This is a genomic window from Streptomyces sp. SS8 (assembly GCF_054072955.1).
In genome coordinates, this window is record NZ_JBSVCZ010000004.1 from 107,235 (window position 1) to 134,127 (window position 26,893).

28 protein-coding genes are annotated in these 26,893 nt (G+C 74.6%); 15 read left to right on the forward strand and 13 right to left on the reverse strand.

From position 1 onward, the window contains the following. Positions 1–59: 59 nt before the first annotated feature. Positions 60–665 (reverse strand): DUF5134 domain-containing protein, encoded by a 606-nt coding sequence (locus ACW69E_RS05815; protein ID WP_457497088.1) that lies wholly within the window; start codon positions 663–665, stop codon positions 60–62. Positions 666–829: 164 nt separating this feature from the next. Next, complete coding sequence (locus ACW69E_RS05820) at positions 830–1,222, reverse strand: VOC family protein (protein ID WP_457497089.1); 393 nt, start codon at positions 1,220–1,222, stop codon at positions 830–832. Between the two features lie 88 nt (positions 1,223–1,310). Between ACW69E_RS05820 and ACW69E_RS05825 the strand changes: the two genes are divergently transcribed. Then, positions 1,311–1,943, forward strand: coding sequence for a GNAT family N-acetyltransferase (locus ACW69E_RS05825; RefSeq protein ID WP_457497090.1), 633 nt, complete (start codon positions 1,311–1,313; stop codon positions 1,941–1,943). Here the strand turns inward: ACW69E_RS05825 and ACW69E_RS05830 are convergent. Beyond that, the gene (locus ACW69E_RS05830; protein WP_457497091.1) at positions 1,915–2,598 is read right to left on the reverse strand and encodes a glycerophosphodiester phosphodiesterase; all 684 of its coding nucleotides are present in this window, start codon (positions 2,596–2,598) and stop codon (positions 1,915–1,917) included. The two genes, ACW69E_RS05825 and ACW69E_RS05830, sit on opposite strands and share 29 nt — an antisense overlap. Before the next feature lie 300 nt (positions 2,599–2,898). Between ACW69E_RS05830 and ACW69E_RS05835 the strand changes: the two genes are divergently transcribed. From ACW69E_RS05835 to ACW69E_RS05850, 4 genes are all read left to right on the forward strand, one after another. After that, positions 2,899–4,311 (forward strand): DUF6421 family protein, encoded by a 1,413-nt coding sequence (locus tag ACW69E_RS05835; protein WP_457497092.1) that lies wholly within the window; start codon positions 2,899–2,901, stop codon positions 4,309–4,311. A 32-nt stretch (positions 4,312–4,343) separates the two neighbouring features. After that, positions 4,344–5,114 (forward strand): SDR family NAD(P)-dependent oxidoreductase, encoded by a 771-nt coding sequence (locus tag ACW69E_RS05840; RefSeq protein WP_457497093.1) that lies wholly within the window; start codon positions 4,344–4,346, stop codon positions 5,112–5,114. Continuing rightward, the gene (locus ACW69E_RS05845) at positions 5,093–6,208 is read left to right on the forward strand and encodes a threonine aldolase family protein (RefSeq protein WP_457497094.1); all 1,116 of its coding nucleotides are present in this window, start codon (positions 5,093–5,095) and stop codon (positions 6,206–6,208) included. Before ACW69E_RS05840 ends, ACW69E_RS05845 begins: the two co-directional genes overlap by 22 nt. Before the next feature lie 88 nt (positions 6,209–6,296). Further along, entirely contained in the window at positions 6,297–6,893 is a 597-nt protein-coding gene (locus tag ACW69E_RS05850; RefSeq protein WP_457497095.1) for a transglutaminase-like domain-containing protein, read from the forward strand. Positions 6,894–6,912: 19 nt separating this feature from the next. On the opposite strand, the gene ACW69E_RS05855 is transcribed toward ACW69E_RS05850, so the two are convergent. Together ACW69E_RS05855 and ACW69E_RS05860 are read right to left on the reverse strand one after the other, a co-directional pair. After that, entirely contained in the window at positions 6,913–7,632 is a 720-nt protein-coding gene (locus tag ACW69E_RS05855; RefSeq protein WP_457497096.1) for a lysophospholipid acyltransferase family protein, read from the reverse strand. Positions 7,633–7,782: 150 nt separating this feature from the next. After that, the gene (locus ACW69E_RS05860; RefSeq protein ID WP_457497097.1) at positions 7,783–8,190 is read right to left on the reverse strand and encodes a DUF4395 domain-containing protein; all 408 of its coding nucleotides are present in this window, start codon (positions 8,188–8,190) and stop codon (positions 7,783–7,785) included. Between the two features lie 126 nt (positions 8,191–8,316). Here ACW69E_RS05860 and ACW69E_RS05865 point away from each other — a divergent pair, with 126 nt between their 5' ends. From ACW69E_RS05865 to ACW69E_RS05880, 4 genes are all read left to right on the forward strand, one after another. After that, positions 8,317–8,760 (forward strand): TlpA family protein disulfide reductase, encoded by a 444-nt coding sequence (locus ACW69E_RS05865; protein ID WP_457497098.1) that lies wholly within the window; start codon positions 8,317–8,319, stop codon positions 8,758–8,760. A 127-nt stretch (positions 8,761–8,887) separates the two neighbouring features. Continuing rightward, positions 8,888–9,421: a flavin reductase family protein gene (locus ACW69E_RS05870; protein ID WP_457497099.1), complete on the forward strand. Its 534-nt coding sequence runs from the start codon at positions 8,888–8,890 to the stop codon at positions 9,419–9,421. 177 nt (positions 9,422–9,598) lie between these two features. Then, positions 9,599–10,384 (forward strand): electron transfer flavoprotein subunit beta/FixA family protein, encoded by a 786-nt coding sequence (locus ACW69E_RS05875; protein WP_457497100.1) that lies wholly within the window; start codon positions 9,599–9,601, stop codon positions 10,382–10,384. A 66-nt stretch (positions 10,385–10,450) separates the two neighbouring features. Beyond that, a complete protein-coding gene (locus tag ACW69E_RS05880; protein ID WP_457497101.1) occupies positions 10,451–11,413 on the forward strand; it encodes an electron transfer flavoprotein subunit alpha/FixB family protein in 963 nt (320 codons plus the stop codon). Positions 11,414–11,533: 120 nt separating this feature from the next. Here ACW69E_RS05880 and ACW69E_RS05885 read toward each other — a convergent pair whose 3' ends face one another. Continuing rightward, positions 11,534–12,532, reverse strand: coding sequence for a LacI family DNA-binding transcriptional regulator (locus ACW69E_RS05885; RefSeq protein WP_457497225.1), 999 nt, complete (start codon positions 12,530–12,532; stop codon positions 11,534–11,536). 196 nt (positions 12,533–12,728) lie between these two features. Here ACW69E_RS05885 and ACW69E_RS05890 point away from each other — a divergent pair, with 196 nt between their 5' ends. After that, positions 12,729–13,670, forward strand: coding sequence for an ROK family protein (locus ACW69E_RS05890; protein ID WP_457497102.1), 942 nt, complete (start codon positions 12,729–12,731; stop codon positions 13,668–13,670). A 119-nt stretch (positions 13,671–13,789) separates the two neighbouring features. Continuing rightward, entirely contained in the window at positions 13,790–14,872 is a 1,083-nt protein-coding gene (locus ACW69E_RS05895; protein ID WP_457497103.1) for an NUDIX domain-containing protein, read from the forward strand. Between the two features lie 52 nt (positions 14,873–14,924). Here ACW69E_RS05895 and ACW69E_RS05900 read toward each other — a convergent pair whose 3' ends face one another. Then, a complete protein-coding gene (locus tag ACW69E_RS05900) occupies positions 14,925–16,289 on the reverse strand; it encodes a M20/M25/M40 family metallo-hydrolase (RefSeq protein ID WP_457497104.1) in 1,365 nt (454 codons plus the stop codon). 212 nt (positions 16,290–16,501) lie between these two features. Between ACW69E_RS05900 and ACW69E_RS05905 the strand changes: the two genes are divergently transcribed. After that, a complete protein-coding gene (locus ACW69E_RS05905) occupies positions 16,502–17,668 on the forward strand; it encodes a geranylgeranyl reductase family protein (RefSeq protein ID WP_457497226.1) in 1,167 nt (388 codons plus the stop codon). 37 nt (positions 17,669–17,705) lie between these two features. On the opposite strand, the gene ACW69E_RS05910 is transcribed toward ACW69E_RS05905, so the two are convergent. Beyond that, positions 17,706–18,197 (reverse strand): nitroreductase family deazaflavin-dependent oxidoreductase, encoded by a 492-nt coding sequence (locus ACW69E_RS05910; RefSeq protein ID WP_457497105.1) that lies wholly within the window; start codon positions 18,195–18,197, stop codon positions 17,706–17,708. A 171-nt stretch (positions 18,198–18,368) separates the two neighbouring features. Here ACW69E_RS05910 and ACW69E_RS05915 point away from each other — a divergent pair, with 171 nt between their 5' ends. Then, the gene (locus ACW69E_RS05915; RefSeq protein ID WP_457497106.1) at positions 18,369–19,094 is read left to right on the forward strand and encodes a TetR/AcrR family transcriptional regulator; all 726 of its coding nucleotides are present in this window, start codon (positions 18,369–18,371) and stop codon (positions 19,092–19,094) included. 81 nt (positions 19,095–19,175) lie between these two features. Here ACW69E_RS05915 and ACW69E_RS05920 read toward each other — a convergent pair whose 3' ends face one another. Next, entirely contained in the window at positions 19,176–19,964 is a 789-nt protein-coding gene (locus tag ACW69E_RS05920) for an AfsR/SARP family transcriptional regulator (RefSeq protein WP_457497107.1), read from the reverse strand. Positions 19,965–20,280: 316 nt separating this feature from the next. On the opposite strand from ACW69E_RS05920, the gene ACW69E_RS05925 reads away from it, so the two are divergent. Further along, positions 20,281–21,516: an ROK family protein gene (locus tag ACW69E_RS05925; RefSeq protein ID WP_457497108.1), complete on the forward strand. Its 1,236-nt coding sequence runs from the start codon at positions 20,281–20,283 to the stop codon at positions 21,514–21,516. 53 nt (positions 21,517–21,569) lie between these two features. On the opposite strand, the gene ACW69E_RS05930 is transcribed toward ACW69E_RS05925, so the two are convergent. From ACW69E_RS05930 to ACW69E_RS05945, 4 genes are all read right to left on the reverse strand, one after another. Beyond that, positions 21,570–22,028: an ATP-binding protein gene (locus ACW69E_RS05930; RefSeq protein ID WP_457497109.1), complete on the reverse strand. Its 459-nt coding sequence runs from the start codon at positions 22,026–22,028 to the stop codon at positions 21,570–21,572. 172 nt (positions 22,029–22,200) lie between these two features. Then, positions 22,201–22,560, reverse strand: a complete 360-nt coding sequence (locus ACW69E_RS05935; RefSeq protein WP_457497110.1) for a hypothetical protein — start codon at positions 22,558–22,560, stop codon at positions 22,201–22,203. Between the two features lie 416 nt (positions 22,561–22,976). After that, positions 22,977–23,198: a hypothetical protein gene (locus ACW69E_RS05940; RefSeq protein WP_457497111.1), complete on the reverse strand. Its 222-nt coding sequence runs from the start codon at positions 23,196–23,198 to the stop codon at positions 22,977–22,979. Then, positions 23,195–24,073, reverse strand: a complete 879-nt coding sequence (locus tag ACW69E_RS05945; protein ID WP_457497227.1) for a DeoR/GlpR family DNA-binding transcription regulator — start codon at positions 24,071–24,073, stop codon at positions 23,195–23,197. Before ACW69E_RS05945 ends, ACW69E_RS05940 begins: the two co-directional genes overlap by 4 nt. A 245-nt stretch (positions 24,074–24,318) precedes the next feature. Here ACW69E_RS05945 and ACW69E_RS05950 point away from each other — a divergent pair, with 245 nt between their 5' ends. Next, entirely contained in the window at positions 24,319–26,793 is a 2,475-nt protein-coding gene (locus ACW69E_RS05950) for a hypothetical protein (RefSeq protein ID WP_457497112.1), read from the forward strand. Positions 26,794–26,893 lie beyond the last annotated feature (100 nt).

Here is a 26,893-nt window from a genome sequence, read left to right on the forward strand (position 1 = left end):
GGAAACGGGAAGTGACGCACGCCTCACCGGCGCGGTGTTTCACCGGTCCCCGCGAACGATCAGGAGGTGAGCAGCATCGCGAACATCCCTATGCCCATCGCCAGTCGGCAGGCGGCGGCCACCTCCGGCGCCCGCCGCTGCCCGTCGCCGCGACCGGCACGACCGCCGCGGACGCCGGAGGTGGCGACCGGGAGGCTCAGGGGGCCCGGCGCGGGAGCCAGCCGGGCTCCCGCGAGCAGCGCGTACAGCGCGAAGTAGACCAGCAGCGCTCCTGTCAGCTCCGCGGTGGGGGCCGGCTGGGCGGAGGGCGCCGCCGCATGGTGCCCGTGGGCGGGGGCGGCGGACATGGCGAGCGCCATGTGGAGCATGGCCAGGGCGCCGACGGTGTGGTGCAGATGGTGGAGCCGGTGCTCCCCGTCGAACAGGACCAGCGCCAGTCCGTACACCGCGGCGGCGCCGAAGAGCGCCGCGAAGACCGCCGGCGGCAGTGGGTCCACCGCCGAGGCGGGCAGCGCCATCACGGCCATGCCCAGCCCCATCACCGCCTCGCCGGCGGCCTCCCGCCGCTGCCCGGGCGTGCCGCCGCGCGTCTGCCGCAGGCAGTACACGCCCACGGCGCCGCACAGGACCACCAGCATCCAGCCGACCGGCTCCGGTCCGTGCACCCCGCCTCCCCGCCGCTTCCCCGGCCGGCCGCTCCGGCCGGTTCCGCGGGGAGGATGCCCGGCGCCGGACGCCGGTACGGGAGCGCGCGGAGGCAGTGGGGGAGCGCGATCGGAGCGCGCGCTCGCGGGGCCGCGGCACGGCCCCGGAAAAGGCGCGGGAGACCTCAGATACCGGGCCGGTGGCGCAGCGGATGGTCCTCGGGAACCTCGACGAGGACGATCGGCACCCCGTCCGGATCGCTGATCCACGTCTCCACCAGCCCCCACGGCTCGCGCCTGGGCTCCCGCAGCACCTCCACGCCGCGGTCGGCGAGCTCCCGGTGGGCCCCGGCCGCGTCGGCGACCTGGAGCCACAGCCTCAGGCCGGGCGCGGGCGGTACCTCGGACCGGCCGGAGACCTCCAGGAAGCCGCCGCCCAGGAAGTAGACGGTCCCGCGCTCCGGCCCGGTGCCGAACTCCCGGTACACCGCCAGCCCCAGGGCGTCGCCGTAGAAGGCCCGCGAACGGTCCGGGTCGGTGGGGCGCAGCAGGATCCGGCTGCTCAGTACGTGAACCATGGCACCGAGCCTAGGCCGCTTCCGGGGCGCTGTCCGGTATACGGGCCGGACGGCCGGGCCGTGCGGACGGAGGTTTAGGCTCGGCCCCATGAACGCCCCGAACGCCCCCGCCTCCGCGGCCTCCGGTGTCATCCCCCCGACTGCCTCCCGGACCGCCCGTGAGAGCGGCTCCGGCCTGAGCTTCAGGACCGCGGGCGAGGACGACGTCCCCGCGCTGGTCGCCCTGGTGGAGTCGGCGTACCGGGGCGAGGCCAGCCGGGCGGGCTGGACCACCGAGGCGGACCTGCTGGACGGGCAGCGCACCGACCCCGAGGGCGTCGCCGACGTCGTCCGGGCCCCCGGCAGCCTGATGCTGGTGGCCGAGCGGGACGGGGAGCCGGTCGCCTGCTGCCAGCTCGAGCGCCGCGAGGGCGGGGCGGGGCGGACCGTCGCGTACTTCGGGATGTTCGCCGTCCGCCCCCTCCTTCAGGGCGGCGGGCTGGGCAGGGCGGTTCTGGCGGAGGCCGAGCGGACGGCGCGGGAGCGCTGGGGCGCCCGCGAGATGCACATGACGGTGATCACCGCCCGGGCCGACCTGATCGCCTGGTACGAGCGCCGCGGCTACGCCCGGACCGGGCGCACCAGCCCCTTCCCGTACGGCGACGAGCGTTTCGGCGTCCCGCTCCGCGACGACCTGGAGTTCGAGCTGCTGGTCAAGCCGCTTCGCCGACCGCTCTCCTGACATCGGGCAGGTCGGTGACCACGCCGTCCAGCCCCAGCTCGCGGACGCGGGCCAGCTCCTGGTCGGTGTTGACCGTCCAGGAGATCACCTTCAGGCCCGCGGCGCGGCAGCGCCCGACGACGTCCGCGTCCAGCCGGCGCAGCTCGCAGGAGACCATCGGGGCCCCCAGATCCACGGCGCGCTCGGGGGCGGTGGGTGTCGAGGTGCCGGTGACCAGCGCGATGGGGATGTCCGGCAGCAGCCTGCGGGTCTCGCGCAGGGCGTCGTCGTGGAACGAGATCACCGTGACCCGCCGGTGAAGGCCCAGCCGTTCGACGGCCTCCGCCAGCACCCGCGCCGCGGCGCGGTCCTTGATCTCGGCCTGGAGCGGCGCGGAGACCGCCTCCACGACCTCCTCGAAGACCGGGACTCGCTCGCCGAGGCCGGCGTCCAGCTCGCGCAGCTCGGCGAGGGTCTTGTCCGCGACGGGACCGGAGCCGTCGGTGGTGCGGTCCACATCGGCGTCGTGCATCACCACCAGTGCGCCGTCCCGGCTCAGGTGGAGGTCCAGTTCGATGACGTCGAAGCCCTCGCGGTCGGCCCGGACGAAGGAGCGCAGGGTGTTCTCGGGCTCGACGCCCATCACCCCGCGGTGGCCGACGGTCAGCAGTGGCACGGCGCGTTCTCGCTTTCCTGCGGTGTTCGAAGCGGCGGTGCGTACGCGCGGCAAGAGTAGCCGCGGACGATCACCGCCCGGGACGCGGGGCGCCGGTGGGACCGGCGGCGGGCGCGGAGCACGCTGGATCGGCCCCCTCGGCGTGGATACGGCTCTCTCTTCCGTTTGACAGGGGAGCTCGCAGGAAAAACAGCTGCATGGCGGGTGGTCGGCAGAAGAACTTTCTCCTTCTCGGGTTGATCGGGGAAGTCTGCGCAGCTACGGTGCTGCTACGAGAGTTTCTTCTGTGGAGGGGTAGTAATGACGGAAATCCTTTCGCCCGTGGTAGTGACGGGTGGCGCTCCGACCGCCGGCGACTCGTTCGCCGGCCGTGTGGTGGAGCACCCCGCCTGGGCGGTGCTCAAGGAGGCCGTCGAGGCTGTCCGTCCCGCCCAGTCCAAGGACGGCTCCATCGACTTCGAGGCCGAGGGCGCCCCCGCGCGGGCCGAGGTCGAGCGGCGCATCGAGCAGGTCGTGGCCTGCGTCGAGGAGCTCGCACCGCTGCTCCCGCACAACGAGGCCTACCACCGCGCGCTGGTGGCCGACCTGCGCCGCTGGGCCGGGAGCGGCTTCGGCGTCCCCGACTTCCTGGACTCCCTGCTGGCCTTCCAGCCCGCCTCCCACCGCGCCGACGGGATCCAGCACCTGGTCGTCTTCCCCATGTACACGCAGAACGGCAACCCCGACCGCAACCTGGAGGCCGTCGTCCTGCGCGTGGTCTGGCCGGACTGGCTGGCCGAGCTGGAGCGCACCCGCTACGACAACCCGCTCTTCCTCGGCATCACCTTCGAGGACTTCACCAGCGGCTACGACACCCACTCCGCGGTCCTCTTCCCCGAGACCGTCGCCGTGCGCGAGGCGCCCGAGCGGTTCTCCTGGGGCGGGATCTTCTGCGACCGCGAGGCCGCCCGCTTCCGCCGCGTCGTCGACGCCGCCTGCGAGGTCACCAAGCTGGAGCTGCCCGAGGACGCCCGGGGGCTGCTGGCCGACCAGAAGCGCGCCCAGCAGACCTTCGTGCTGTGGGACATGGTCCACGACCGCACCCACAGCCACGGCGACCTGCCCTTCGACCCGTTCATGATCAAGCAGCGCCAGCCGTTCTGGATGTACGGCCTGGAGGAGCTGCGCTGCGATCTCACCGCCTTCCACGAGGCAGTGAAGCTGGAGGCCGACGGTTTCGAGCAGGGCCGCGACGTGCAGTACGCCGTGCTGCTGGAGCGCCTGTTCCGCTTCCCCGTCACCGGCGAGCGCAGCCGCAACTACGACGGGCTGGGCGGCCAGCTGCTGTTCGCCTACCTCCACAAGCACGATGCCCTGCGCTGGACGGACAACAAGCTCAGCATCGACTGGCAGCGGGCCCGCGAGGTGACCGTGCACCTGCGCGAGGAGATCGAGACCCTCTACCGCGAGGGCATCGACCGCCCCAAGCTGGTCCACTGGTTCAAGGCCTACGAGCTGGTCTCCACCTACCTCGCCCCGCACCCCGGCTCGACCTGGGCCAAGGGCCCCGACGCCCTGGACCTGAGCCTGCCGCCGCGCAAGCTGGTGGACGAGGTGCTCCCCGACGAGTTCCCGCTGAGCATGTTCTACGAGGCCCTCGCCAAGAAGCTGCGTAACGTGATCGCATCGACCAAGGGCATCACCGCCGAGTCCGCCCTCCCGGCCGCGGCGTGACCACCGGACGTCACAGAGAGGCGATCACCACCATGACCAGCACATCCAACGGCAACGGCGGCCCCCTGGACGGCGCCGTCGTCGCCGTCGCCGGCGCGGCGGGCCCCGCCGGGCAGGCCGCGCTGCTGAGCCTGGCCGAACGGGGCGCCACCGTCGTCGCCGCCGACGCGGACGCCGAGCGGCTGGCCGAGGCCGTCGACAGGGCCCGCTTCGCGCACGGCGGCGCCGCCGTCACCGGCGACACCGTCGACCTGCTCGACCTGGAGGCCACCCGCGAGTGGGCCACCCGCACCGAGAAGGAGTACGGCCGCGTCGACGGGCTGGTTCACCTGGTCGGCGGCTGGCGCGGCTCGGCCGCCTTCGCCGAGACCGACCTGTCCCACTGGGACCTGCTGGAGAAGCTGCTGGTGCGCACCGTGCAGCACACCTCCCTGGCCTTCGAGGGAGCCCTGCGCCGCAGCGGAAACGGCCGCTACGTCCTGATCAGCGCCGCCGGCGCCACCCGCCCCACCGCGGGCAACGCCGCCTACTCCGCGGCCAAGGCCGCCGCCGAGGCCTGGACCCTGGCCCTGGCCGACGCCTTCCGCAAGGCTGGCAAGGGGGCGGATGCGGGGCCTCCGGCCGCTGCTGCCATCCTGGTGGTCAAGGCGCTGGTCAACGACGCGATGCGCGCCGAGCGCCCGAACGCCAAATTCGCGGGCTTCACCGACGTCGGGGAGCTGGCCGAGGCCATCGCCGGTGTCTGGGACAAGTCCGCCGAGGAAGTGAACGGACACCGCCTGTGGCTGACCCCGCAACCGTAGAGGCCCACCCGACCGAGGCACCCCCGGCATCCCCTCCGACGGACGCCCGGCGCCGCCACGACCCGCGGGTGCGCGGCTTCGCCAGCGACAACTACGCGGGCGCGCACCCGGAGATCCTGGCGGCGCTCGCCCTCGCCAACGGCGGTCACCAGACCGCCTACGGCGAGGACGAGTACACCGCCCACCTCCAGGAGGTCTTCCGCGCCCACCTCGGGCCGTCGGCGGAGGTCTTCCCGGTGTTCAACGGCACCGGCGCCAACGTCGTGGCCCTCCAGGCCCTCACCGACCGCTGGGGCGCGGTCGTCTGCGCCGACAGCGCCCACATCAACGTGGACGAGTGCGGCGCGCCCGAACGGGTCGGCGGGCTGAAGCTGCTGACCGTGCCCACCGAGCACGGCAAGCTCACCCCCGAGCTGGTCGAGCGCGAGGCGTACGGCTTCGACGACGAGCACCGGGCGATGCCGCAGGTGGTCTCGATCACCCAGAACACCGAACTGGGCACCGTCTACACGCCCGAGGAGATCCGGGCGATCTGCGAGACGGCCCACGAACGCGGCATGGCCGTCCACCTCGACGGCGCCCGCATCGCCAACGCGGCGGCCGCGCTGGGCGTCCCGCTGCGGGCGTTCACCACGGACGCGGGCGTGGACGTGCTCTCCTTCGGCGGCACCAAGAACGGCATGCTCTTCGGCGAGGCCGTCGTCGTGCTCAACCCCGGCGCGGTGCGGGCGATGAAGCACCTGCGGAAGCTGTCGATGCAGCTGGCCTCCAAGATGCGCTTCGTCTCGGTGCAGTTCGAGGCGCTGCTCGCCGGCGACCTGTGGCTGCGCAGCGCCTCCCACGCCAACGCCATGGCCGGGCGGCTGGCCGACGGCGCGCGCACCGTGCACGGGGTGGAGATCCTCCACCCCGTGCAGGCCAACGCCGTCTTCGCCCGGCTTCCGCACGACGTGAGCGAGCGGCTGCAGAAGCGTTATCGCTTCTACTTCTGGGACGAGGCCGCCGGCGACGTGCGCTGGATGTGCTCCTTCGACACCACCGAGGAGGACGTCGACGGTTTCGTCGCCGCGCTGCGGGAGGAGATGGCCCGCTGACCGCGCATGCGGGCGGCCTGCCGGCCGGAAGAAGCCGGACCGGAAAAAGGGAGGCTGGCCACCCCCTCCCCTCCTAGGCTTCCGGAACATGGAGCTGATCCAGCAGGACCCGGACCCGTTCGCCTACCTCGCAGCCTGCGAGGCCGTCGACCACCGGCATCCCCTGGTCGCGGAGACGGCCTCGCGGCTGCGGGAGCGGACCGGCGGGCGCACGGACGGCGAAGGCGGCCTCGTGCGCTACGCCGAGGCCGCCTTCGACTTCGTTCGCGACACCATCCCGCACTCCTTCGACAGCGGCGACCAGCGGGTGGCCTGGCGCGCCTCCGACGTCCTCGCCACCCGCAACGGCATCTGCCACGCCAAGGCGCACGCGCTGACGGCGCTGCTGCGCCACGAGGGCATCCCGGCCGCCCTGTGCTACCAGAAACTGAACGTCGTCCACGGCCTGGTCGCCCTCAGGCTGCCCGGCCGCCCCTGGGCGCGCCAGGACCCGCGCGGCAACAAGCCGGGCGTGGACGCGCGCTTCTCGCTCGACGGGGAGCGGCTCGCCTTCACACCGGATCCGGACGCGGGGGAGTGCGACATCCCCGAACTCCACGCGGCCCCGCCCGAGCCCGTCCTGACCGCCCTGAAGCGGGCCGGTGACCGCGCACAGCTGGAGCGGCTGCTCCCCGAGAGGCTCTGACGCCCCCGTCCGGCCCGCCCTAGAGGGAACCGGCCTCGGCCGGGGTCGGGGCGGTGCCGCCCAGATGCGCGGGCATCCACCAGGTGTCGTCCGGCCCCTTGGGCCGCACCGGGTACGCCCGCTGGGCCGCCTCCAGCAGCTCCTGCACGCGGTCGCGCAGCCGCTCGGTGAGCTTGGCCGCCGACTCGCCCTCGGCGGGCCGCAGCGGCTCACCGACCCGGATGGTGATCGGGAAGTGGTTGCGGCCGAAGTCCCGCTTGTGGCCCTTGGTCCACAGCCGCTGAGTGCCCCACAGCGCGACGGGCAGCAGCGGCACGCCGGCCTCCTGCGCCATCCGGGCCGCACCGGTCTTGAAGTTCTTCAGGGTGAACGACTGCGAGATCGTGGCCTCGGGGAAGACGCCGATGATCTCGCCCGAGCGCAGCGCCCTCAGCGCGTGGCGGTAGGCGTGCTCGCCCTGCGAGCGGTCCACCGGTATGTGCTTCATCGCGCGCATCAGCGGCCCCGAGACCTTGTGCCGGAAGACCGACTCCTTCGCCATGAAGCGCACCAGCCGCTTGGCGGGCCGGGCGGCCAGCCCGGCGAAGACGAAGTCGAGGTAGCCGATGTGGTTGCTGACCAGCACGGCGCCGCCGCGCCGCGGGACGTGCTCGGTACCGTCGATGTCGAAACGCAAATCGAGAGCCCTGAACAGGGTGCGGGCTGCACCGATCACGGGCGGATACACCAGTTCTGCCATACGGGGAGGACCCTTCTGGGAAGCTGCCTGGGGAGGGTTCTCCCGGCTGATCTACCCGAACCTACGCCGCCGTAACTTCCCTGGCCAATTCGGGGGACGGGAGATCCTCGTCACGTTCGGACACCACCGGGCCGGACACCACCCGGCGCCTCACCCCGCGACCCGGCGCAGTGTCAGGTACACCTCGCAGCCCAGGCAGTAGCCGAAGGCGGCGTTGAGGAAGGCCGCCGCGAGCGCGCACGCGGTCGCAGCCATGCCCAGCCACAGGGGCCCGGCGCCGTAGCCCACCAGGCCCACCAGGGCGAAGGCCAGACCCACGGCCTGCGCGAAGCGGGGCGGCGCCGCGTCCTCCGTTCCGGCCGGCGGTCCCAGCCGGGGCCGGACCAGACGGCGGAAGACCAGCCCGTAGGGCGACCGCGCCACGCCGAGCCCCGCCCCGGCGGCGAACACCAGCGCCTGTGCGGCCAGCAGCCAGAAACTCCCGCTGACCAGCACGGCGGCCAGGACCGCGGTGGTCACGGCGGCGGCGAACCTCGTTCCCCGTATGTCGACCCTCATGGCGTCAGCATTCCGCACCCGGGGGCACGGCGGCGGCCGGATGCGGGAATCGGCGGCATGGCCCCGGGCGCTGTGGGAGACGATGCGGGGGGCGGCCGGAGCGACGGGGTGACAGGGTCGGCGGAGATGACAGGGATGACAGGGACGGCGGGGACGACGGGACTGGTCGTGTGCCTGGCGGTGCTGGCGCTGGCCGGCGCCTTCGGGATGGCGCACAGCAGACGGAACGGAAGGATGACGGTGCGCGGACGGGATGCGGAGGAGAGGCTGACCGCCGGAGAGGTGGGGGCCGAGCGGCTGGGGGAGCGGGCCACGCTGGTGCAGTTCTCCAGCGCCTTCTGCCAGCCCTGCCGGGCCACCCGGCGGATCCTGGCCGAGGTGGCGCAGATGGTCGAGGGCGTCGTCCACGTGGAGGTGGACGCCGAGTCCCGGCTGGATCTGGTGCGGCGGCTGGGCATCATGCGCACCCCCACCGTCCTGGTGCTGGACGCGCGGGGCCGGATAACCCGGCGGGCGAGCGGGCAGCCGCGCAGGGCCGATGTCATCGCCGCGCTCGGGGAGGCCGTGTGAGGGCCGGGAGGGCCCCCGGGGCCGGGAGGGGCGCAGGCCGCGTGACCCTGGTCCCATCCGCGCGGGCGAACTTGACGCGGACCGCCCGCGGTGGACAGCCTGGCCTGCCGTGGGCAGGGGATCTCAGATGAGCGCACCGAACGGCATCCGGCGGGCACGGGAGGCGGCCGAAGCCGGTCCCGCCCTGCTGCGCGCCGTCTTCCGGCGGCACGCCGCCGGGGTCGCCGTGATCACCGCCCACGGGAACGGCCGCCCCGCCGGGTTCACCGCGACCTCCCTGGCCTCCGTCGCCGCCGAACCACCGCTGGTCTCCTTCAACATCGCCACGGCCTCCTCGGTGTGGCCGGTGGTCGCCGAGGCGGAGCACGTGGGGGTGCACATACTGGGCGAGCACCAGCGCGAGCTGGCCGCCACCTTCGCCCGCCCGGGAGCGGACCGCTTCGCGCCGCCCACCCGCTGGCACCGGGGGCCGTACGAGGTGCCGGTGCTGGAGGGCGTGCTCGCCTGGACGGTGGGCGCGGTGGTGGCCCGGGTGCCGACCGGCGACCACCGGGTGGTCCTGGCGGAGCTGGTGGCCGGGGACTCCTCCGGCGCGGGCCGCCCGCTGCTGTACCACGCGGGGCGTTACAACGCGTTGGGAGAGGGCACAGTGCCCTCCTGAGCCGTTGGAAAGGTCACAGTTCACCGGCCTTGCCTCTGGGTAAGGGCCTGGGTGTACTGACGAGTAATATCCTGGATGGAGAGCCGGCCCCACCGGACCGGATTCCGCCCGATCAGGCGCCTATGCTGCCTGTGAGACAAGGCAGCCAGTAATGACGACGCATGTAGGAGAGCCGGCGTGAGCTTGAGGATCGTTGTCTGTGTGAAGTACGTGCCCGACGCCACCGGCGACCGGCACTTCGCCGACGACCTGACCGTCGACCGCGAGGACGTGGACGGTCTGCTGTCGGAGCTCGACGAGTACGCCGTCGAGCAGGCCCTGCAGATCGCCGAGAATGCCGACGACGCCGAGGTCACCGTGCTGACCGTCGGCCCCGAGGACGCCAAGGACGCGCTGCGCAAGGCGCTGTCCATGGGCGCCGACAAGGCCGTGCACGTCGAGGACGACGACCTGCACGGCACCGACGCGATCGGCACCTCCCTGGTGCTGGCCAAGGCCGTCGAGAAGACCGGCTACGACCTGGTCGTCTGCGGCATGGCCTCCACCGACGGCACGATGGGCGTGCTGCCCGCGCTGCTGTCCGAGCGCCTGGGCGTGCCGCAGGTCACCCTGCTCTCCGAGGTCTCCGTGGCCGACGGCAAGGTCACCGGCCGCCGTGACGGCGACGCCGCCACCGAGCAGCTTCAGGCCGCGCTCCCGGCCGTCGTGTCCGTGACCGACCAGTCCGGTGAGGCGCGCTACCCCTCCTTCAAGGGCATCATGGCCGCCAAGAAGAAGCCGGTTCAGTCCCTGGACCTGGACGACCTGGACATCGACGCCGACGAGGTCGGCCTCGAGGGCTCCTGGACCAAGGTCGACGACGCCGCCGAGCGCCCGGCCCGCACCGCGGGCACGATCGTCAAGGACGAGGGCGAGGGCGCCAAGCAGCTCGCCGAGTTCCTCGCGGGCCAGAAGTTCATCTGAGCCCGAAGGTCCGTCGCACCCCTCACTCCTTTCCGCCCTCGCATTCCTCGCAGGAGAGCAACTCCCATGGCTGAAGTCCTTGTCTACGTCGACCACGTGGACGGTGCCGTCCGCAAGCCCACCCTCGAACTGCTGACCCTGGCCCGCCGCATCGGCGATCCGGTCGCCGTGCACCTGGGCGCCGGCGCCGACGGCGCCGCCGCCACGCTGGCCGAGTACGGCGCGGTGAAGGTGCTCGCCGCCGACGCCCCCGAGTTCGCCGACTACCTGGTCGTGCCGAAGGTGGACGCGCTCCAGGCCGCCTACGAGGCCGTCTCCCCGGCCGCCGTGCTGGTCCCCTCCTCCGCGGAGGGCAAGGAGATCGCGGCCCGCCTGGCGCTGCGCATCGGCTCGGGCGTCATCACCGACGCCGTCGACCTGGAGGCCGGCGACTCCGGCCCGGTGGCGACCCAGTCGGTCTTCGCCGCGGCCTTCACCACCAAGTCCCGCGTCACCAAGGGCACCCCGGTCATCACCGTCAAGCCCAACTCCGCCGCACCCGAGGCCGCCCCGGCCGCGGGCACGGTCGAGCAGCTGTCGGTGACCTTCGGAGAGAAGTCCACCGGCACCAAGGTCGTCTCCCGCACCCCGCGCGAGTCGACCGGCCGCCCGGAGCTGACCGAGGCCGCGATCGTGGTCTCCGGCGGCCGCGGCGTCAACGGCGCCGAGAACTTCTCGGTCATCGAGAACCTCGCCGACTCCCTCGGCGCGGCCGTCGGCGCCTCGCGCGCCGCGGTGGACGCGGGCTGGTACCCGCACACCCACCAGGTCGGCCAGACCGGCAAGTCCGTCTCGCCGCAGCTGTACATCGCGGCGGGCATCTCCGGCGCCATCCAGCACCGGGCCGGCATGCAGACCTCGAAGACCATCGTGGCCGTCAACAAGGACGAGGAGGCCCCGATCTTCGACCTGGTCGACTACGGCGTGGTCGGCGACCTCTTCGAGGTCCTCCCCAAGCTCACCGAGGAGATCAAGGCCCGCAAGGGCTGACACCTTCCGCGGAAGGCGTACGACAGCGGCCGGGGCCGCGCGGGTCGGTTCACCACCATCCGCGCGGCCCCGGCCGCGTCCGTACCGGCTCCGGCCCCCTCCGGGCGCTTCCGGGCGTGCTCAGGGGGGCGGGGGCACTTCTCCCGAGCCGCGCGGGATCAGCCGGGTGGGCAGCACCACGCGCCGCGGCTCCTCGCCCGAGCCCTCCAGCCGGCGGAAGAGCAGCTCGCCGGCTCTGCGGCCCAGCAGCGCGGGTTCCTGCGCGATGACGGTGACCGGCGGGGTCAGCAGATCGGCCAGTTCGAAGTCGTCGAAGCCCACCAGCGCCACGCGCCGCTCCAGGCCCGCCAGCACCCGCACCACGGTGACGGTCACCCGGTTGTTGCCCGTCAGCAGCGCGGTGACCGGCCCCGCGGCCGATCCCCGCCCCGCCAGCATGCGCTCGGCGTCGGCCCGTACGCGCCCGGGGTCGGTGGGGCCGAGCGCGACCCACGAGCCGTCCACCGCGAGCCCGGCCTCCGCCATCGCGGCCCGGTAGCCGCGCAGCCGCTCGGCGGCGGTGTGGATGCGCGGCAGGTCGCCGATGAAACCGATCCTGCGGTGACCGTGGGCGATGAGATGGGCGACGCCCTCGCGCGCGCCCGTGAAGCTGTCGGAGAGCACCGCGTCGGCCTCGATGCGGGCGGCGGGGCGGTCCACGAAGACGGTGGCGATCCCGGCGGAGATCTCCGGCTCCAGGTAGCGGTGGTCGTCGCCGGCCGGGATGATCACCAGTCCGTCCACCCGCCGGGCGCACAGGGCCAGTGCCAGCTCCTTCTCGCGCTCGCCGTCCTCGGCGCTGGAGCCGTTGATCAGCAGCGCGCCGTGCGCCCGGGCGACCTCCTCGACGGCGCGGCTGAGGGGGGCGTAGAAGGGGTCGGCGAGGTCCTCCAGGACCAGTCCGACGCTCGCGGTGCGGCCCTTGCGCAGGATGCGGGCGCTGTCGTTGCGGCGGAAGCCGAGGGCGGTGATGGCCTCCCGCACCCGGCGCTCGGTGTCGGGGGTGACACCGGGCTCGTCGTTGACGACCCGGGATACGGTCTTGAGACCGACCCCGGCGCGGGCGGCCACGTCCTTCATCGTCGGCCGCAGCCCGTAGCGGCGCCGGGTGCTGCGGGCGGGTCGGGCGGTGTCGGCCACTTGAGGTCTCGTCCTGTCGTCGGCGATCGGTGACACGGGTGCCGTACGGCGCGTTCCCGTGCGTCGGTGGCCTCAGAGCATAGAGCCGGCCAACGGAGTGGACAACGTTGTCAGGAATGAGTGAGACTCTCCGCCCATGGATCAGGATCTTCTCGCCGCCCTCGACATCGGCGGAACCAAGATCGCGGGCGCGCTGGTGGACGACGGCGGACGGCTGCTGCTGCGGACTCAGCGGCCCACCCCGGCGCGGGAACCGGGCGACGGCGTGATGCGGACGGTGGCCGAGGTGCTCGGCGAACTGAGGGCGGCCCCCCAGTGGCCGCGTGTGGCGGCCCTGGGGATCGGCAGCGCCGGGCCGGTGGACGCCCGGCGGGGCACGGTGAGCCCGGTCAACATCCCCGGCTGGCGGGACTACCCGCTGGTGGAGGGGGTGCGCGCGATCGTCGGGGGGATGCCCGTGACACTGGTGGGCGACGGAGTGGCGATCACCGCCGCCGAGCACTGGCAGGGCGCGGCGCGCGGCCGGGACAACGCCCTGTGCATGGTCGTCTCCACCGGGGTGGGCGGCGGGCTGGTCCTGGACGGCAGACTCCATCCCGGACCGACCGGCAACGCCGGCCACATCGGCCACATCAGCGTGGACCTCGACGGCGACCCCTGCCCGTGCGGGGCGCGCGGCTGCGTGGAGGGCCTGGCCAGCGGACCCAACATCGCCCGCCGGGCCCTGGCCGGCGGCTGGCGGCCCGGGCCGGACGGCGACGCCGGCGCCCGCGGGGTGGCCGCCGCCGCACGCGCCGGGGATCCGGTGGCCGTCGCCTCCTTCGAACGCGCCGCACGGGCCCTGGCGGCCGGGATCGCGGCGACCGCGACACTGGCCGAGATCGAGATCGCGGTGATCGGAGGAGGAGTGGCCCAGTCCGGCGAGGTGCTGTTCGCCCCGCTGCGCCGGGCGCTGCGGGAGTACGCCACGCTCTCCTTCGTCCGGGGGCTGGAGGTCGTCCCAGCCGGTACGGGCACCGCAGCCGGCCTCGTCGGGGCCGCGGCGGCCTGCCGGGAGGCGCTGGGCCGGCCCGTGTGAGGGCTCCGGCCGGTGGGGCGGGGTGTGCGGGGCGGAACGCGCGGGACGGGGCGCGGGGGCGCGTTTCCGGGCCGGGGTGGAGCGGGCAGTGAACCGGGGACGACGGAATGGGGGGAACCGTGATCGTCTGGTTGAACGGCGCCTTCGGCGCGGGCAAGACCACGACGGCCCGTGAGCTGGTCGAGTTGCTTCCGGACAGCCACCTCTTCGACCCCGGCCTGATCGGCGCGGGGCTGCGCGCGCTCCTGCCGCGCAAACGCCTGGACGAGGTGTCCGACTGCCAGGACCTGCCCGCCTGGCGGCGGCTGGTGGTGGACACGGCCGCCGCCGTCCACGGTGAGGTGGGCGGCACCCTGGTGGTACCGATGACGCTGCTGCGGCAGGAGTACCGCGACGAGGTCTTCGGCGGACTGGCGGCCCGCCGCATCCCCGTACGCCATGTGCTGCTGGACGTAGAGGAAACGATCCTCCGCGAGCGGGCCGCCCGGCGCGGGGAGGCCGGGGAGGCATCCGGGCAAGGCGGGAGCGGCGAGGGCCGCGCCTTCGGCGCCCCGGACACCGCGGCGGACGGCCGGTGCCCGGGGCCGGCCCGGCGCCCGGCGGTCCGCAGCCGGGTGCCGGACTGGCTCCGGGCCGACGCGCACGCCGTCGACGCCACCTTCCTCACCCCCCGGCAGACCGCCGAGAAGGTGGCGGAGGCGGTACGTGCCGGGGAAGGCGCCTGCGACATCGTGCAGACCCCGGAACCGACCGGGGAGACCGTGGCGGCCGGGGTCCTCCTCTTCGACGAGGCGGACCGGGTGCTGCTGGTCGACCCGACCTACAAGCCCGGCTGGGAGTTCCCCGGCGGCGTGGTCGAGCCCGGCGAACCGCCCGCCCGCGCCGGGCTGCGCGAGGTGGCCGAGGAACTGGGGCTGCGGCTGGACACCGCGCCGCGGCTGCTCGTCGTCGACTGGGAGCCGCCCCGCCCGCCCGGCTACGGCGGTCTGCGGCTGCTCTTCGACGGCGGCCGGCTGACCACCGCGGCCGCCCGCGACCTGCTGCTGCCCGGCTCGGAACTGCGCGGCTGGCGCTTCGCCACCGAGCGGGAGGCCGCCGGGATGCTGCCCCCGGTGCGGATGGAGCGGCTGCGCTGGGCGCTGCGGGCGCGCGAGCGGGGCGTCACGCTCAACCTGGAGGCGGGCACACCGGTCGGCGCGTGACGGCCGGAAGCCGCGCACCGCGCGGGCCCCGGCCCCCGGCGCCGGCGACCGGTCAGCCGAGCGCGGCCTCGGCGTACTTGCGCAGGAACAGCGCCTCGGTCACCGACAGCCGCCGCAGTTCGTCCGGGGAGACGCTCTCGTTGACCGCGTGGATCTGCGCCTCCGGCTCGCTCAGGCCGATCAGCAGGATCTCCGCCTTCGGGTAGAGCCTGCCCAGGGTGTTGCACAGCGGGATCGAGCCGCCCATGCCGGCGGTGGCCATCTCGGCGCCGTCGTACGCCTCGCGCATCGCCTCGGCCATCGCGGTGTACGCCGGGCTGGTGGTGTCCGCGCTGAACGGCTGGCCCTGGCCCACCTGTTCCACCGCCAGCCGCGCACCCCAGGGGATGTGGGACTCCAGGTGGGCGGTGAGCAGCCCGGTGGCCTCGGCGGCGTCCGTGCCCGGGGGCACCCGCAGGCTGATCAGCGCCTGGGCGCTCGCCTGCACCGACGGGGTGGCGCCGACCACGGGCGGGCAGTCGATGCCCAGCACGGTGACGGCGGGGCGGGCCCAGATGCGGTCGGCGACGGTGCCCGAGCCGATCAGCTCCACGCCGTCGAGCACCCTGGAGTCCCTGCGGAAGTCCTCCTCCGGGTACTGCAGGCCCTCCCAGGAGGCGTCCGAGGACAGCCCGTCGACGGTCGTCGAGCCGTCCTCGGCGCGCAGCGAGTCCAGCATCCGGATGAGGGCCGCGAGCGCGTCCGGGGCGGCGCCGCCGAACTGCCCGGAGTGCAGATTGCCCTCCAGGGTGTCCACCCGGACCTTCAGCATGGTCATCCCGCGCAGCGTCGCGGTGACGGTCGGCAGCCCGGCGCGGAAGTTCCCGGAGTCCCCGATGACGATGGCGTCGGCGGTCAGCAGCTCCGGGTGCGCCTCGGCGTAGAGCTCCAGGCCGCCCATGCCCATCTCCTCGGAGCCCTCGGCGATGACCTTGACGTTCACCGGCACCCCGCCGTCGGCCTTCAGGGCGCGCAGCGCGAGCAGGTGCATGATGAAACCGCCCTTGCAGTCGGCGGCGCCTCGCCCGTACCACCGCCCGTCGCGCTCGGTCAGCGTGAACGGCGGGGAGAGCCAGGCGTCCTCGTCCAGTGGCGGCTGCACGTCGTAGTGGGCGTACAGCAGAACGGTGGGGGCGCCGGCCGGGCCGGGCAGGAAGCCGTAGACCGACTGCGTGCCGTCCGGGGTGTCCAGCAGCGCCACGTCGGTGAAGCCCTCGGCGCGCAGCGCGTCAGCCACCCACCGGGCCGCCCCCGCGCACTCCTCGGGCGGGAACTGGGCCGGGTCGGCGACCGATTTGAAGGCCACCAGCTCGCCGAGTTCGGTACGGGCCCGGGGCATCAGCGAGGCTACGGTGGCTGCCAATGCGTCGTGCGCCATGGGGAACGCTCCTTCGTGGTGCTGCGTTGTGTGCCTGTGGGCGGGATCACCGTACGTACAGGCGAAATGTGTGGTGCCGATGATCCCACAGGGGGTTCGGGGGGACGCGGCACTAGGATGCGGCGATAACCGGAAGCGGCCGAGCGGGAGCGGTAACACACGTGAGCAGGGAAAGCGCCGAGGGCGCCGAGGGCACGGACCGGCAGGATCCGGTGTGGGACGTGGTGGTGGTGGGAGCGGGACCGGCCGGAGCCTCCGCGGCGTACGCCGCGGCCGTCACCGGGCGCCGGGTCCTGCTTCTGGAGAAGGCGGAACTCCCCCGTTACAAGACCTGCGGCGGAGGCATCATCGGGCCCTCCAGGGACGCCCTGCCGCCCGGTTTCGAACTGCCCCTGCGCGACCGGGTGTACGCGGTGACCTTCTCGCTGGACGGCAGGTTCGCCCGTACCCGGCGCTCCCGGAACATGCTGTTCGGGCTGGTCAACCGGCCCGAGTTCGACCACGCGCTGGTGGAGTCCGCGCAGAAGGCCGGCGCGGAGCTGTGGACGGGAGCCGCCGTCACCCGCGTCGAACAGCACGGCCCCGCCGTTCCCGACCGGCGCACCGTGGCCGTGGTCCTCGCGGACGGCCGCACCGTCCTGGCCCGCGCAGTGGTCGGCGCGGACGGCAGTGCCAGCCGGATAGGGGCCCATGTCGGGGTGAAGGTCGATCAGGTGGACCTCGGGCTGGAGGCCGAGATCCCGGTGCCGCCGTCGGTGGCCGAGGACTGGGCGGGCCGCGTCCTCATCGACTGGGGCCCGCTGCCCGGCAGTTACGGCTGGGTGTTCCCCAAGGGCGACACGCTCACGGTGGGGGTGATCTCCGCACGCGGCGAGGGCGCGGCGACCAAGCGCTATCTGGAGGACTTCATCGCCCGCCTCGGGCTCGCCGGCTTCGAGCCCGCGATCTCCTCGGGCCACCTCACCCGCTGCCGCTCGGCGGACTCCCCGCTGACCCGGGGCAGGGTCCTGGTGTGCGGCGACGCGGCCGGGCTGCTGGAGCCCTGGACGCGCGAGGGCATCTCCTTCGCCCTGCGCTCCGGGCGGCTTGCGGGGGAGTGGGCGGTGCGGGTCGCCGAGGCGCACGACGCGGTGGACGCCCGCCGCCAGGCCCTCAACTACGCCTTCGCCGTCAAGTCGGGGCTGGGTGTGGAGATGGGGGTGGGCAGCCGGATGCACGCCGTCTTCGCCCGCCGTCCGAAGCTGCTGCACGCGGTGCTCACCGGTTTCCGCCCGGCGTGGAACGCCTTCGCGAGGATCACCCGGGGGACGACCACCCTCGGAGAGCTCGTCCGCACCCACCCCCTGGCCCAGCGGGCCCTGGAGCGGATGGACCGCTGAGTGCCGAGCGCCGTTTCCCGGCGCCCCGGTCACCGGTTCATCCCTCCCGGGTGATCCGGAAGACGGGGTGCCGGTCGGCCACGGCCAGCAGCTCCCCGTCGCCCGAGGCCGGCCCGACGCCGTCGAAGAAGGCGCCGACCTCCCACTTCCACTTCCTCAGGTAGGCCCGCAGCACGGCCGGCTTCTCCTCGTCCGGCAGCTCCACGGCCGAGAACCGGTCCACGCGCCTGCCGATGCGCAGCTCCCCGCCGCCGGCCGCGCGCAGATTGCGCACCCACTGGGTGTGCCCGCGCGGTGCGACGAGGTACCGGGCGCCTTCGAACTCCAGAGGGTTGACGGGAGTGGTGCGCCATTCGCCGCTCTTGCGTCCCCGTACGGCCAGGGTCCGGGCTCCGGCGGGGCCGACGCCCCGCCGGAGCAGCCAGGCCACCAGCCTGTTGAACACGTGGTCGGTGAGCACGCCGGTCTTCCTGTGGTGCGGCGCGGTGCCGGGTGCCGGCTGCGATCCGCTGTGCGGCTGTGCGGTCATGGTCCGCCTCCTGGGCGAGGGTTCCGGGTCGCGCGGGACGACAAGGGCGAGAGAGGCGTTCCAGTTCGAGATCAGTGCTCTCTCAAGAGTAGTGTCACACGCCGTACGCGTCCGCGCAAGAGCACTGCTCTCTCTTTCGTGCGGTGCTTCCGGAGCTGGCAGACTGACCCCATGAACGCGATCCGAGGAGCCAGGGAACGGGCCCGCGCCGAGATCACCGCCGCCATCAAGGAAGAGGCGCGCAGACAACTCGCCGAGGAGGGCGCCGCCCGGCTCTCGCTGCGCGCGGTCGCCCGCGAACTGGGCATGGTCTCCTCCGCGCTCTACCGGTACTTCCCCAGCCGCGACGACCTGCTGACCGCGCTGATCATCGACGCCTACGACGCCATCGGCTCCACCGCCGAACGCGCCCTGGCCGCGGCGGACCGCGACGCGCCGGTCGCCCGCTGGCGAGCGGTCTGCCGGGCCGTACGGCAGTGGGCCCTGGCGCATCCGCACGAGTACGCGCTGATCTACGGCTCGCCCGTGCCCGGCTACTCCGCGCCCCGGAGCACCGTCGCCCCCGCCTCACGCGTCGGCCTCGCCCTGATCGGCGTCCTCCGCGACGCCCGCACGGCCGGAGCCCTGCGCGAGCCCGCCGGCGGCGCGTCCGCGCCGGCCCTCCCCGGGCCCGTCGCCGAGGACGCCGACCGGCTCGTGGAACTGCTCGGCCTCGACCTGCCCGCCCCCGTGACCGCGGGGCTCATCGCGGCCTGGGCCCAGCTGTTCGGCCTGATCGGCTTCGAGGTGTTCGGTCAGTTCAACCAACTGGTGAACGCCCGCGAGGAGTTCTTCGACCACGCCGTCACCCGGCTCGCCGCCGCCGTCGGACTGACCGGCTCCGAGGAAGGCTCCTAGCGCCGCGCCGGTCGGGGGACCTCGCCACCGGGCGAACCTCCGACCGGCGCCGCCCAGGGGCCGTGCCGTGCCGTACCGGGCTCAGGACGCCAGCGCCGACTCCGGCAGCAGCGAGGGGTCCTGGCGCACGATCCGCGCGTGCAGCTCCCGCAGGGCGGGGCCGGGCTCCGCCCCCCGCTCCTCCATGAGCCGGTTCCGGGCCTCCTCGTAGGCCGCCAGCGCCTCCGCGGGACGGCCGCAGCGGTACAGCGCCAGCATCGAGAGCCCCACCAGCCGCTCGCGCAGCGGATGCCGGTCCACCTGCCGCGCCAGCTCCTGGACGCACTCGTGGTACCGGCCCAGCTCCAGGTCGCCCTCCAGCCGGGTCTCCAGCACCATCAGCCGCTTCTCCGCCCAGCGGCGCCGCTCACCGTCGAGGTAGGGGCCGGCCAGCCCCTCGGCGAACTCGCCGCGCCACAGCTCCTCCGCCTGCCTCGCCAGTGTGCCGGCCCGGCGCAGGTCGCCCGACTCGCGCGCGGACAGCGCCTCGCGCAGCAGCGTCCGCCGTTCCGCCAGATCGTCGATCCCGGCGTTCTCCAGCCGGTAGCCGCTGCCGGTCCACACCAGTTCCGGGGACGAGCCGCCCCCGCCCGCCGCGGCGAAGGCCCGGCGCAGACCGGACACGTACTTCTGGGCCAGGTTCCGTACGTGCGACGGGGGCTCGCAGCCCCAGACCGCGCTCACCAGCGCGTCGTACGACATCGGCCGCCCCTCCTGCAGCAGCAGGACGGCGAGCACCGCCTGCTGCCGGGGCGGCCCCAGCGGCACCTCGTTCCCCCCGCGCAAGGCGCGCAGCGGACCGAGCAGTTCGAATCGCAGACCCTCAGCCATGTGCCCTCCCTCACCGCCCCATTGAGCCTACGTCCTGGACGGCGTTCCAGTGGATCTTCCCGCCAAGGCCGGTGTTCCGCGCCGCCCCGCCGCCCGGCGGGGCGGCGCGAGGCGGAGGAGCCGTGGCCCCGGGTGGCCGCACGTCCGCCGCCGCAGACGGAGGGACCCGCGGGACGGGCCCCGATCCGCCGCACCCAGGACGCGGGGGAGGGCGGAACGCACCCGGCCGGAGGCAGTGTGCCAGGGTGTGCTCCGGTCCGTTCGCGACGGTCGGACCACCCCGCTTTGTTCGCCGTGGATACAAAGCCAGAATGGGATGGTGACCCCGACGCGTACTGCAAAGCTGGAGAGAGGCCGCGGAGCCCTCGGCCCGGCGCTGGAACTCGTGCACACCGGACGCGCGCCCACCCGCGCCGTGCTCACCGCGGAGCTCGGCGTGACCCGGGCGACGGCCGGAGCCGTGGCCGCGGAACTGGAGGCGCTCGGGCTGATCACCGTTGACTCCCGGCCGGCTGTCGCCGCCGGCTCGCAGGGCCGCCCCTCCCACCGGCTGTCGGTCGACCCCGAGGGTCCGGTGGTCCTGGCCGCCCAGGTGCACGCGGACGGTTTCCGCGCCGCGCTCGTCGGGCTCGGTGGCCGGATCGTCGCCACCGTGCCCGGCGCCGTGACGGTGGAGGCCGATCCGGCACAGGTCCTCACCGAGGTCGTCGGCGCCGGGGCCGGGCTGCTGCGCGAGACCGGCCGGCGCTGCCTGGGCGCGGGCCTGGCGGTGCCCTCCGCCGTGGCCGAGCCGGAGGGCACCGCCCTCAACCCGCTGCACCTGGCCTGGCCCCCGGGGGCACCGGTGCGGGAGATCTTCACCCGCTGTCTGGCCGAGGCCGGTGTCACCGGGCCGTCCGCCGACGCGCCGGCGACCGGTTTCGCGGCCAACGACGTCAACCTCGTGGCCCTGGCCGAGCACCGCCACGGCGCGGGCCGCGGCGCCCGCGACCTGCTGTGCGTGGCCACCGGGCACCGTGGCGTCGGTGGCGCGCTCGTCCTCGACGGCCGTCTGCACACCGGCAGTTCGGGGCTGGCGCTGGAGGTCGGCCATCTGACCGTCGACCCGGACGGCAGGCCCTGCCACTGCGGCGGGCGCGGCTGCCTGGACGTGGAGACCGACCCGCTGGCCTTCCTGGAGGCCGCGGGCCGGGAGCCCGGTCCGGAGACCGGCCTGCTCAAGCGCGCCCTGGAGCTGCTGCGCACCGAGTACGCCACCGACCCGGCCGTACGCGACGCCGCGCACCTGCTCATCGACCGGCTCGGCCTGGGCCTGGCGGGCCTGGTCAACATCCTCGACCCGGACCGGATCATCCTCGGCGGGCTGCACCGCGCGCTGCTGGAGGCGGACGCCGAGCGGCTGCGGAACGTCATCGCCGAGCGCAGTCTGTGGGGGCGCAGCGGCAAGGTGCCGGTACTCGCCTGCGAACTGGACTACAGCGGTCTGGTGGGCGCCGCCGAACTGGCCTGGCAGCCGGTCCTGGACGACCCCATGGCGGTGGCGCGGAGCTGATCCGAGTCCGGGTCTTCGAGGCCCGGGGCTCCGAGGCGGGGCTCCGGTGCCCGTCAGGCGTGCTGCAGGGGTTCGGGCCGGGCCGGGCGGTCCGGCGGGAGATCCGCACCCGGGGCCGGAGCGGTGGGTGCGGCGGGTGCCGGTACGGGCAGAGTGATCCGGGCGGCCTCGCCGCCGGCGGCGAGGCCGCCCGGCGCCGGCGGCGGTCCGCCCGCCGGGAACGCCCCCACGGCGAGGGCGGGGGAGAGCTGCGGGGGGTGGTCGCGCACGGAGATCGTCAACCGGTCCAGCAGCAGTGCGATCTCCACGGTGCAGCGCCCGTCCGCGCCCGCCTGCCGACGGGCTCCCGCCAGCAGTTCGGCGACGCCGTCGGCCGCCGGGCCGACCAGCGGGTCCAGCTTCCAGTAACGCAACAGGGCCGACACGATGCGGCGGATCTGGCCGGCCCGGGAGGGAAGGGCCTGGAACTCCACCGTCCGCTGCCGGCCGGACGTGCTGGGGTGACTGATCACGACTGCGGCTCCCTGGGAGAGTCGGGGTGTCCGGACGACGGAGGAGAGAGCGTCAGGCGCACTGACGGCCGCTAGGGCACAGACTTCAGCGTGATTCAGGTGGGCAAAAGGCGCAAATCAGGCACTCTTTCCGGGTGGACGCGTCCGCGGCGTCCACCCGGACCCGGGCACCTCAGCCGTCGGCCGGGGCCGGGCGCCGCTCCGCCGCGATCTTCGGGGCTCCGGACCTCCCCGGCGCCCTGCCCGACCGGGCGCGGGCACCGCGCAGCGCGGCCACCAGGCCGTCGCTCGTCTGCTCCTTCAGACGCAGCGCGTACCAGGTGCCGTTGACGGCCGCCAGGGCCCGTCCGCGCGCGGCGTACCACGGCTCGCTGACGCGGACCTGCTCAACCGGCGCGCTGTCGATCTCCCGGCCGTAACTGGTCAGCAGCACCATCCGCCCGTCGCGGACGACGATCTGCCCGGCCCGGGTGAGGGACCGCAGCCACCGTGCTATCCGCACTCCGGTGGCACTGAACTCGGGCTCCGCCACAGCGCAACGCCTCCCACCTTCGTCACCGCCGGCCCGCCGCCACGGCCGGGCCGTCACCGGCGCCACCCCCACCGGGTGCTGCCCTGTCCATCCTGTCCTGCCCTGTCATGAAGTCTGCACCCACCGGGTCCGACGCGCCAGGGTGCGCGTAACGCACTACGCGCACCGCGGTACGTGCGACGCGCCGCACGCGCCCCGAGGGAAGCGCCACGCGCGGCCGGCCCGCCGGTCCGGCCCGCGAGCCGCAGCGCGGCGCGGAAGACGGGGGTGCCGTCGGCCGCCATCGTGTACCGGACCCGGGTGCCCGTGCCCTCCGGCGCCGGCAGCCACTCCTCCGGCATCGCCCGCACACCGGGGACGCCCACCGCGTCGACGCGGTAGGCGTAGCGCCCGGCGGGCTCCGCGGCCACGACCGTCTACAGGAAGCGGCCGCCGCCGCGCAGCGTGATCCTCCGGCCGAGGCCGTCCGCGGTCGGCCGGGCGCCGGTCGCCGCCTTGAACCACCGCGGCCGGCCCTCGGTGTCGGCCAGTACGGCGTAGACGGCGTCCGCGGGCTCCGCGGCCCGCGCGGTGAACACCAGCCGCACGGGGGCGGTGCGGACGAAGCCGGCGCCGACCCGCTCCAGTTCGCGTGTCATGGGCGCTCCTCCCGCGGGTTCCCGGCGTGGTGCCCGGCCCGCTCGCCGGGCCCCCCGTCCGCCACCACCAGATCCAGCTCCGGCAGCGCCTCGCGGATCTCCGCGCGCGTCCGCTCCGGCATGCCGCCGTCGGTCACCAGTGTGTCCACCTCTGCCAGGGAGGCGAACGAACTCAGTCCCACCGTTCCCCACTTGGTGTGGTCGGCGACGACCACCACCCGCCGCGCGGAGCGCACCAGACGGCGGTTGGTCTCCGCCTCGGCCAGATTGGGCGTGGACAGCCCGGCCTCGGCGGATATGCCGTGCACGCCGAGGAAGAGCACGTCGAAGTGGAGCGAGCCGATCGCCGCGTCCGCCACCGGCCCCACCAGGGAGTCCGAGGGGGTGCGCATCCCGCCGGTGAGCACCACCGTCGCCGCCCCCGGGAGGCCGCCCCGCGAGGCGTCCGCGCGCTGCGCGGTGTGGAAGACGTCCGCGACCCGCAGCGAGTTGGTCACCACCGTCAGATCCGGCACGTCCAGCAGGCACCGGGCCAGCGCGTACGTCGTCGTGCCCCCGGAGAGCGCGATCGCGCCGCCCGGGGCCGCCATCGCCGCGGCGGCCCGCGCGATGTCCTCCTTGGCGTGCCGCTCCAGTGACGACTTCGCCTCGAAACCCGGCTCGTGCGTGCTCGCCCCCGGCACCGGCACCGCCCCGCCGTGCACCTTCTCCAGCACGCCCTGCCGCGCCAGCGCGTCCAGATCGCGGCGCACGGTCATGTCCGAGACGTTGAGCCTGCGGGTCAGCTCGTTGACCCGCGCCCCGCCGCGTCGTCTGACCTCCTCCAGGATGAGCGCGCGCCGCTGCTCCGCCAGGAGGTTCTGGTTGTCGCCCACCTGCTGGTCCGTCCCTTCTCGTCCACCGGCGGCCGCGCACGTGATCGCCCGCGCGGCCGTGTGCGCGGATACGGGCATCTGTTCGGTCCCATCCTTCCACGCGGCCGCGGCGCGTCCCGAAGCGCGATCGTGACGCCCGGGCGGGCCGGTCGGGCTGCGCGCGGGGCCCCGCAACCGCCATCCTGGATGCCGCCGCGGGGTACCCCGCGGGAAACGGGGACACACCGGATCGGGGGGAGCGCAGCATGCCCGAGAACCGGCCGGCACCGCCGGCGGGACACCATGGTGACCAGGAGGAACCGGCGCTTGAACTCCTGGTGCACGGGGTCGGCGGCACCACACCGCAGGAGATGCTCGGCGATCCGCGCACGGTGCGGATCACCGGCGACGACACCGCCGGCATCCACCGCCGCACCGACGACGCGGACGCCGAGAGCCGCTTCGGGGAGTACGGGTACTCCGGCGGCCTGACCGCGGACCGGTCGGCCGACCCCCGCACCGGACCGTCGGCCGACCGCGCCCGGCAGCGGCCGATCCCCGAGGCGTACTGCTGGTCCAACCTCACCTCCGGCAACGGCGCCCGCGCCCTGTGGCTGCTCCTGCTGCCGTTCATGGTCGCCAACCTCGCCCACTGGATGCGCCCGGCCGCTCCCGCCCGCCACCGCGGCCAGCGGGTCTACGACGTCCTGGTGCGGCTGCTGGCGCTCTCCCTGACCGTGCTGCTCACCGCCGCGGCCTGCGAGGTCGCGCTCGACCTGGTGGCCTGGCAGTGCGCCGCCTCCGAGCGCTGCGCGCGCGGCAAGTCCTGGCTGGGGCCGCTCACCGAAGGCTGGTGGGCGTCGCCCGGCCGCCGCCTGGTCCTGGCCGCGCTGGTGCCCGCCGCACTGACCGCCCTGCTGTGGTGGCTGTCGCACCGCACCTGGAGCGCCTACGAGTCCGCCTCGCCGCCCCCGCGCCCGCCGGGCCCGGCCCGGCCGCTGCCCGGCGGGGAGAGGCCCGCGCTCTCCCTGCCGGGCTTCTGGTACGGCCGCCGCCTGGTCTCCCGGCTGCGCGCCGCCCACACCGCGGCCGGACTGCTCACCGTCGCCACCGCCCTGCTGGCCGCGGCCGCCGCCCACGACCTGCGCCCCGGCGGCGGCACGGTGCCGGAGGCCTTCGGGCGGGCGCTGGCCGCAGTCCTCGCGGCGGGCTGGGCGGTGACCGTGCTGGTCGCGGTCCGCAAGGGCCGCACCGAGTCCGAGCCGGACGAGCGGATCGACCGGTGGGCCTCGAAGGTCCTGCCGGGCGCCGCGCTGGGCGCGCTGGCGCTGACCGCCGTGTACGCCGCCTGGCCGCGCCCCGGCTGGACCTCCTCCGCCCAGCTGCCGGGCACCGGCATGTTCGCCTGGCTCGCCCTCCTCCAGGGCGCGCTGGCCGCCGCCATCGCCGTCACCGCCTACGTCCTGCACCGGGCCTCGCCCCCGGGCTCGTGCGCCGGGCGGTGCGCCATGGGCGGGCTGGGCGGCGCCGCGGTCGCCTTACTGGCCTGCGCGCTCGGCGGAGTGCTCACCGGAGGGGTGGCCCAGCGCGTGGCGGACTGGCTGGACAAGGGCGGCACCCCCGGCGTGGCCGGCGGCGCCATAGCGGGGCCGCCGGTGCTGCTGAGCTGGCAGGCGGCGGTGATCCCCGTCCTGCTGCTGGTCGTGGTGGTCTTCTTACTGGGCGCCGCGGTACGGGCGGGGCGGACGCGCAGGCGGCTCACACCCCGGATCGTCGAATCCTACGAGGGCGAGCCCCGCGAGCTGGAGTCCCGCAGCCGCCGGATCGCCCGCGTCGTCGCCTGGGCGCGGCTGACCGACTCCGCGCCGGCCCTGATCGCCTCCGTCACCGTCACCACCGTACTGCTGGGCGCCGGCGCCCTGGCGGGCGCGGCCCGCACCGGCCTGCCCCCGGGACCGGCCGCGGCCGCCTGGCCCGGCCCGCTGCCCGCCCTGGCGCAGGCCGTCCAGGGGCTCGGCTCCTGGCTGATGGGCGCCATGGTGGTGCTGCTGGTGGCGATGGGCCGCCGCGCCTACCGGGACGCCGCCGCCCGCCGCACCGTCGGCATCCTGTGGGACGTGGGCACCTTCTGGCCGCGCGCCGCCCACCCCTTCGCACCGCCCTGCTACGCCGAGCGCGCGGTACCGGACCTCACCTGGCGGATGTGCACCTGGACCGCGCGCACCGGCGGCCGGCTGGTGATCTCCGGGCACTCCCAGGGCAGCGTGCTGGCCGCCGCCGCCGTCTGGCAGCTCGACCCCGACACCCGCGGCCGGGTCGCCCTGCTCACCTACGGCTCCCCGCTGGAGCGGCTCTACGGGCGCTGGTTCCCGGCCTGCTTCGGCCCCGCCCCGATGCGCGCGCTGAGCGAGGAGGTGGACTGCTGGCGGAACCTGTGGCGCCTGACCGACCCGATCGGAGGCCCGGTGCTGCCGGGGGAGGACGGCGGACAGGAGGTGGACCGCGGCCCGCTCAAGGATCCGCTGCACTACGGCCGCACCCCCGAGCACCCGCTGCCCGCGCCGATCCTGGGCCACGGCGACTACCAGGCCGACCCCGCCTTCGACACCGAGCGCGCGGCCCTGCTGGACCGCCTGGACCGCCTGGCCGAGGGGGACGAGCCGCCCTGCGTGCCGGCCCAGTCCGAACGGCGGCCCGGGCAGGGGCCCGAACGGCGCGCCGGAGCCGGTCCGACCGGCTAGTGCCGTGTCAGCCGAGATTCACCCCGCTCGCCGCCTCCCCCGGCCTCCGGCCGGGGGTGCCCCCATGCCGCGTTGGCCGAAAGCCCAGGTAGGACAAGTA

Coding starts and splice junctions, on each gene's coding strand:
- ACW69E_RS05870 (WP_457497099.1), top strand. CDS start 8,888: ATGAGCGCACCGAACGGCATCCGGCGGGCACGGGAGGCGGCCGAAGCC.
- ACW69E_RS05925 (WP_457497108.1), top strand. CDS start 20,281: ATGGTGACCCCGACGCGTACTGCAAAGCTGGAGAGAGGCCGCGGAGCC.
- ACW69E_RS05920 (WP_457497107.1), bottom strand. CDS start 19,964: ATGGCTGAGGGTCTGCGATTCGAACTGCTCGGTCCGCTGCGCGCCTTG.
- ACW69E_RS05840 (WP_457497093.1), top strand. CDS start 4,344: ATGACCAGCACATCCAACGGCAACGGCGGCCCCCTGGACGGCGCCGTC.
- ACW69E_RS05820 (WP_457497089.1), bottom strand. CDS start 1,222: ATGGTTCACGTACTGAGCAGCCGGATCCTGCTGCGCCCCACCGACCCG.
- ACW69E_RS05835 (WP_457497092.1), top strand. CDS start 2,899: ATGACGGAAATCCTTTCGCCCGTGGTAGTGACGGGTGGCGCTCCGACC.
- ACW69E_RS05910 (WP_457497105.1), bottom strand. CDS start 18,197: ATGACCGCACAGCCGCACAGCGGATCGCAGCCGGCACCCGGCACCGCG.
- ACW69E_RS05915 (WP_457497106.1), top strand. CDS start 18,369: ATGAACGCGATCCGAGGAGCCAGGGAACGGGCCCGCGCCGAGATCACC.
- ACW69E_RS05850 (WP_457497095.1), top strand. CDS start 6,297: ATGGAGCTGATCCAGCAGGACCCGGACCCGTTCGCCTACCTCGCAGCC.
- ACW69E_RS05940 (WP_457497111.1), bottom strand. CDS start 23,198: ATGACACGCGAACTGGAGCGGGTCGGCGCCGGCTTCGTCCGCACCGCC.
- ACW69E_RS05900 (WP_457497104.1), bottom strand. CDS start 16,289: ATGGCGCACGACGCATTGGCAGCCACCGTAGCCTCGCTGATGCCCCGG.
- ACW69E_RS05860 (WP_457497097.1), bottom strand. CDS start 8,190: ATGAGGGTCGACATACGGGGAACGAGGTTCGCCGCCGCCGTGACCACC.
- ACW69E_RS05865 (WP_457497098.1), top strand. CDS start 8,317: ATGACAGGGATGACAGGGACGGCGGGGACGACGGGACTGGTCGTGTGC.
- ACW69E_RS05825 (WP_457497090.1), top strand. CDS start 1,311: ATGAACGCCCCGAACGCCCCCGCCTCCGCGGCCTCCGGTGTCATCCCC.
- ACW69E_RS05950 (WP_457497112.1), top strand. CDS start 24,319: ATGCCCGAGAACCGGCCGGCACCGCCGGCGGGACACCATGGTGACCAG.
- ACW69E_RS05890 (WP_457497102.1), top strand. CDS start 12,729: ATGGATCAGGATCTTCTCGCCGCCCTCGACATCGGCGGAACCAAGATC.
- ACW69E_RS05880 (WP_457497101.1), top strand. CDS start 10,451: ATGGCTGAAGTCCTTGTCTACGTCGACCACGTGGACGGTGCCGTCCGC.
- ACW69E_RS05885 (WP_457497225.1), bottom strand. CDS start 12,532: ATGAAGGACGTGGCCGCCCGCGCCGGGGTCGGTCTCAAGACCGTATCC.
- ACW69E_RS05855 (WP_457497096.1), bottom strand. CDS start 7,632: ATGGCAGAACTGGTGTATCCGCCCGTGATCGGTGCAGCCCGCACCCTG.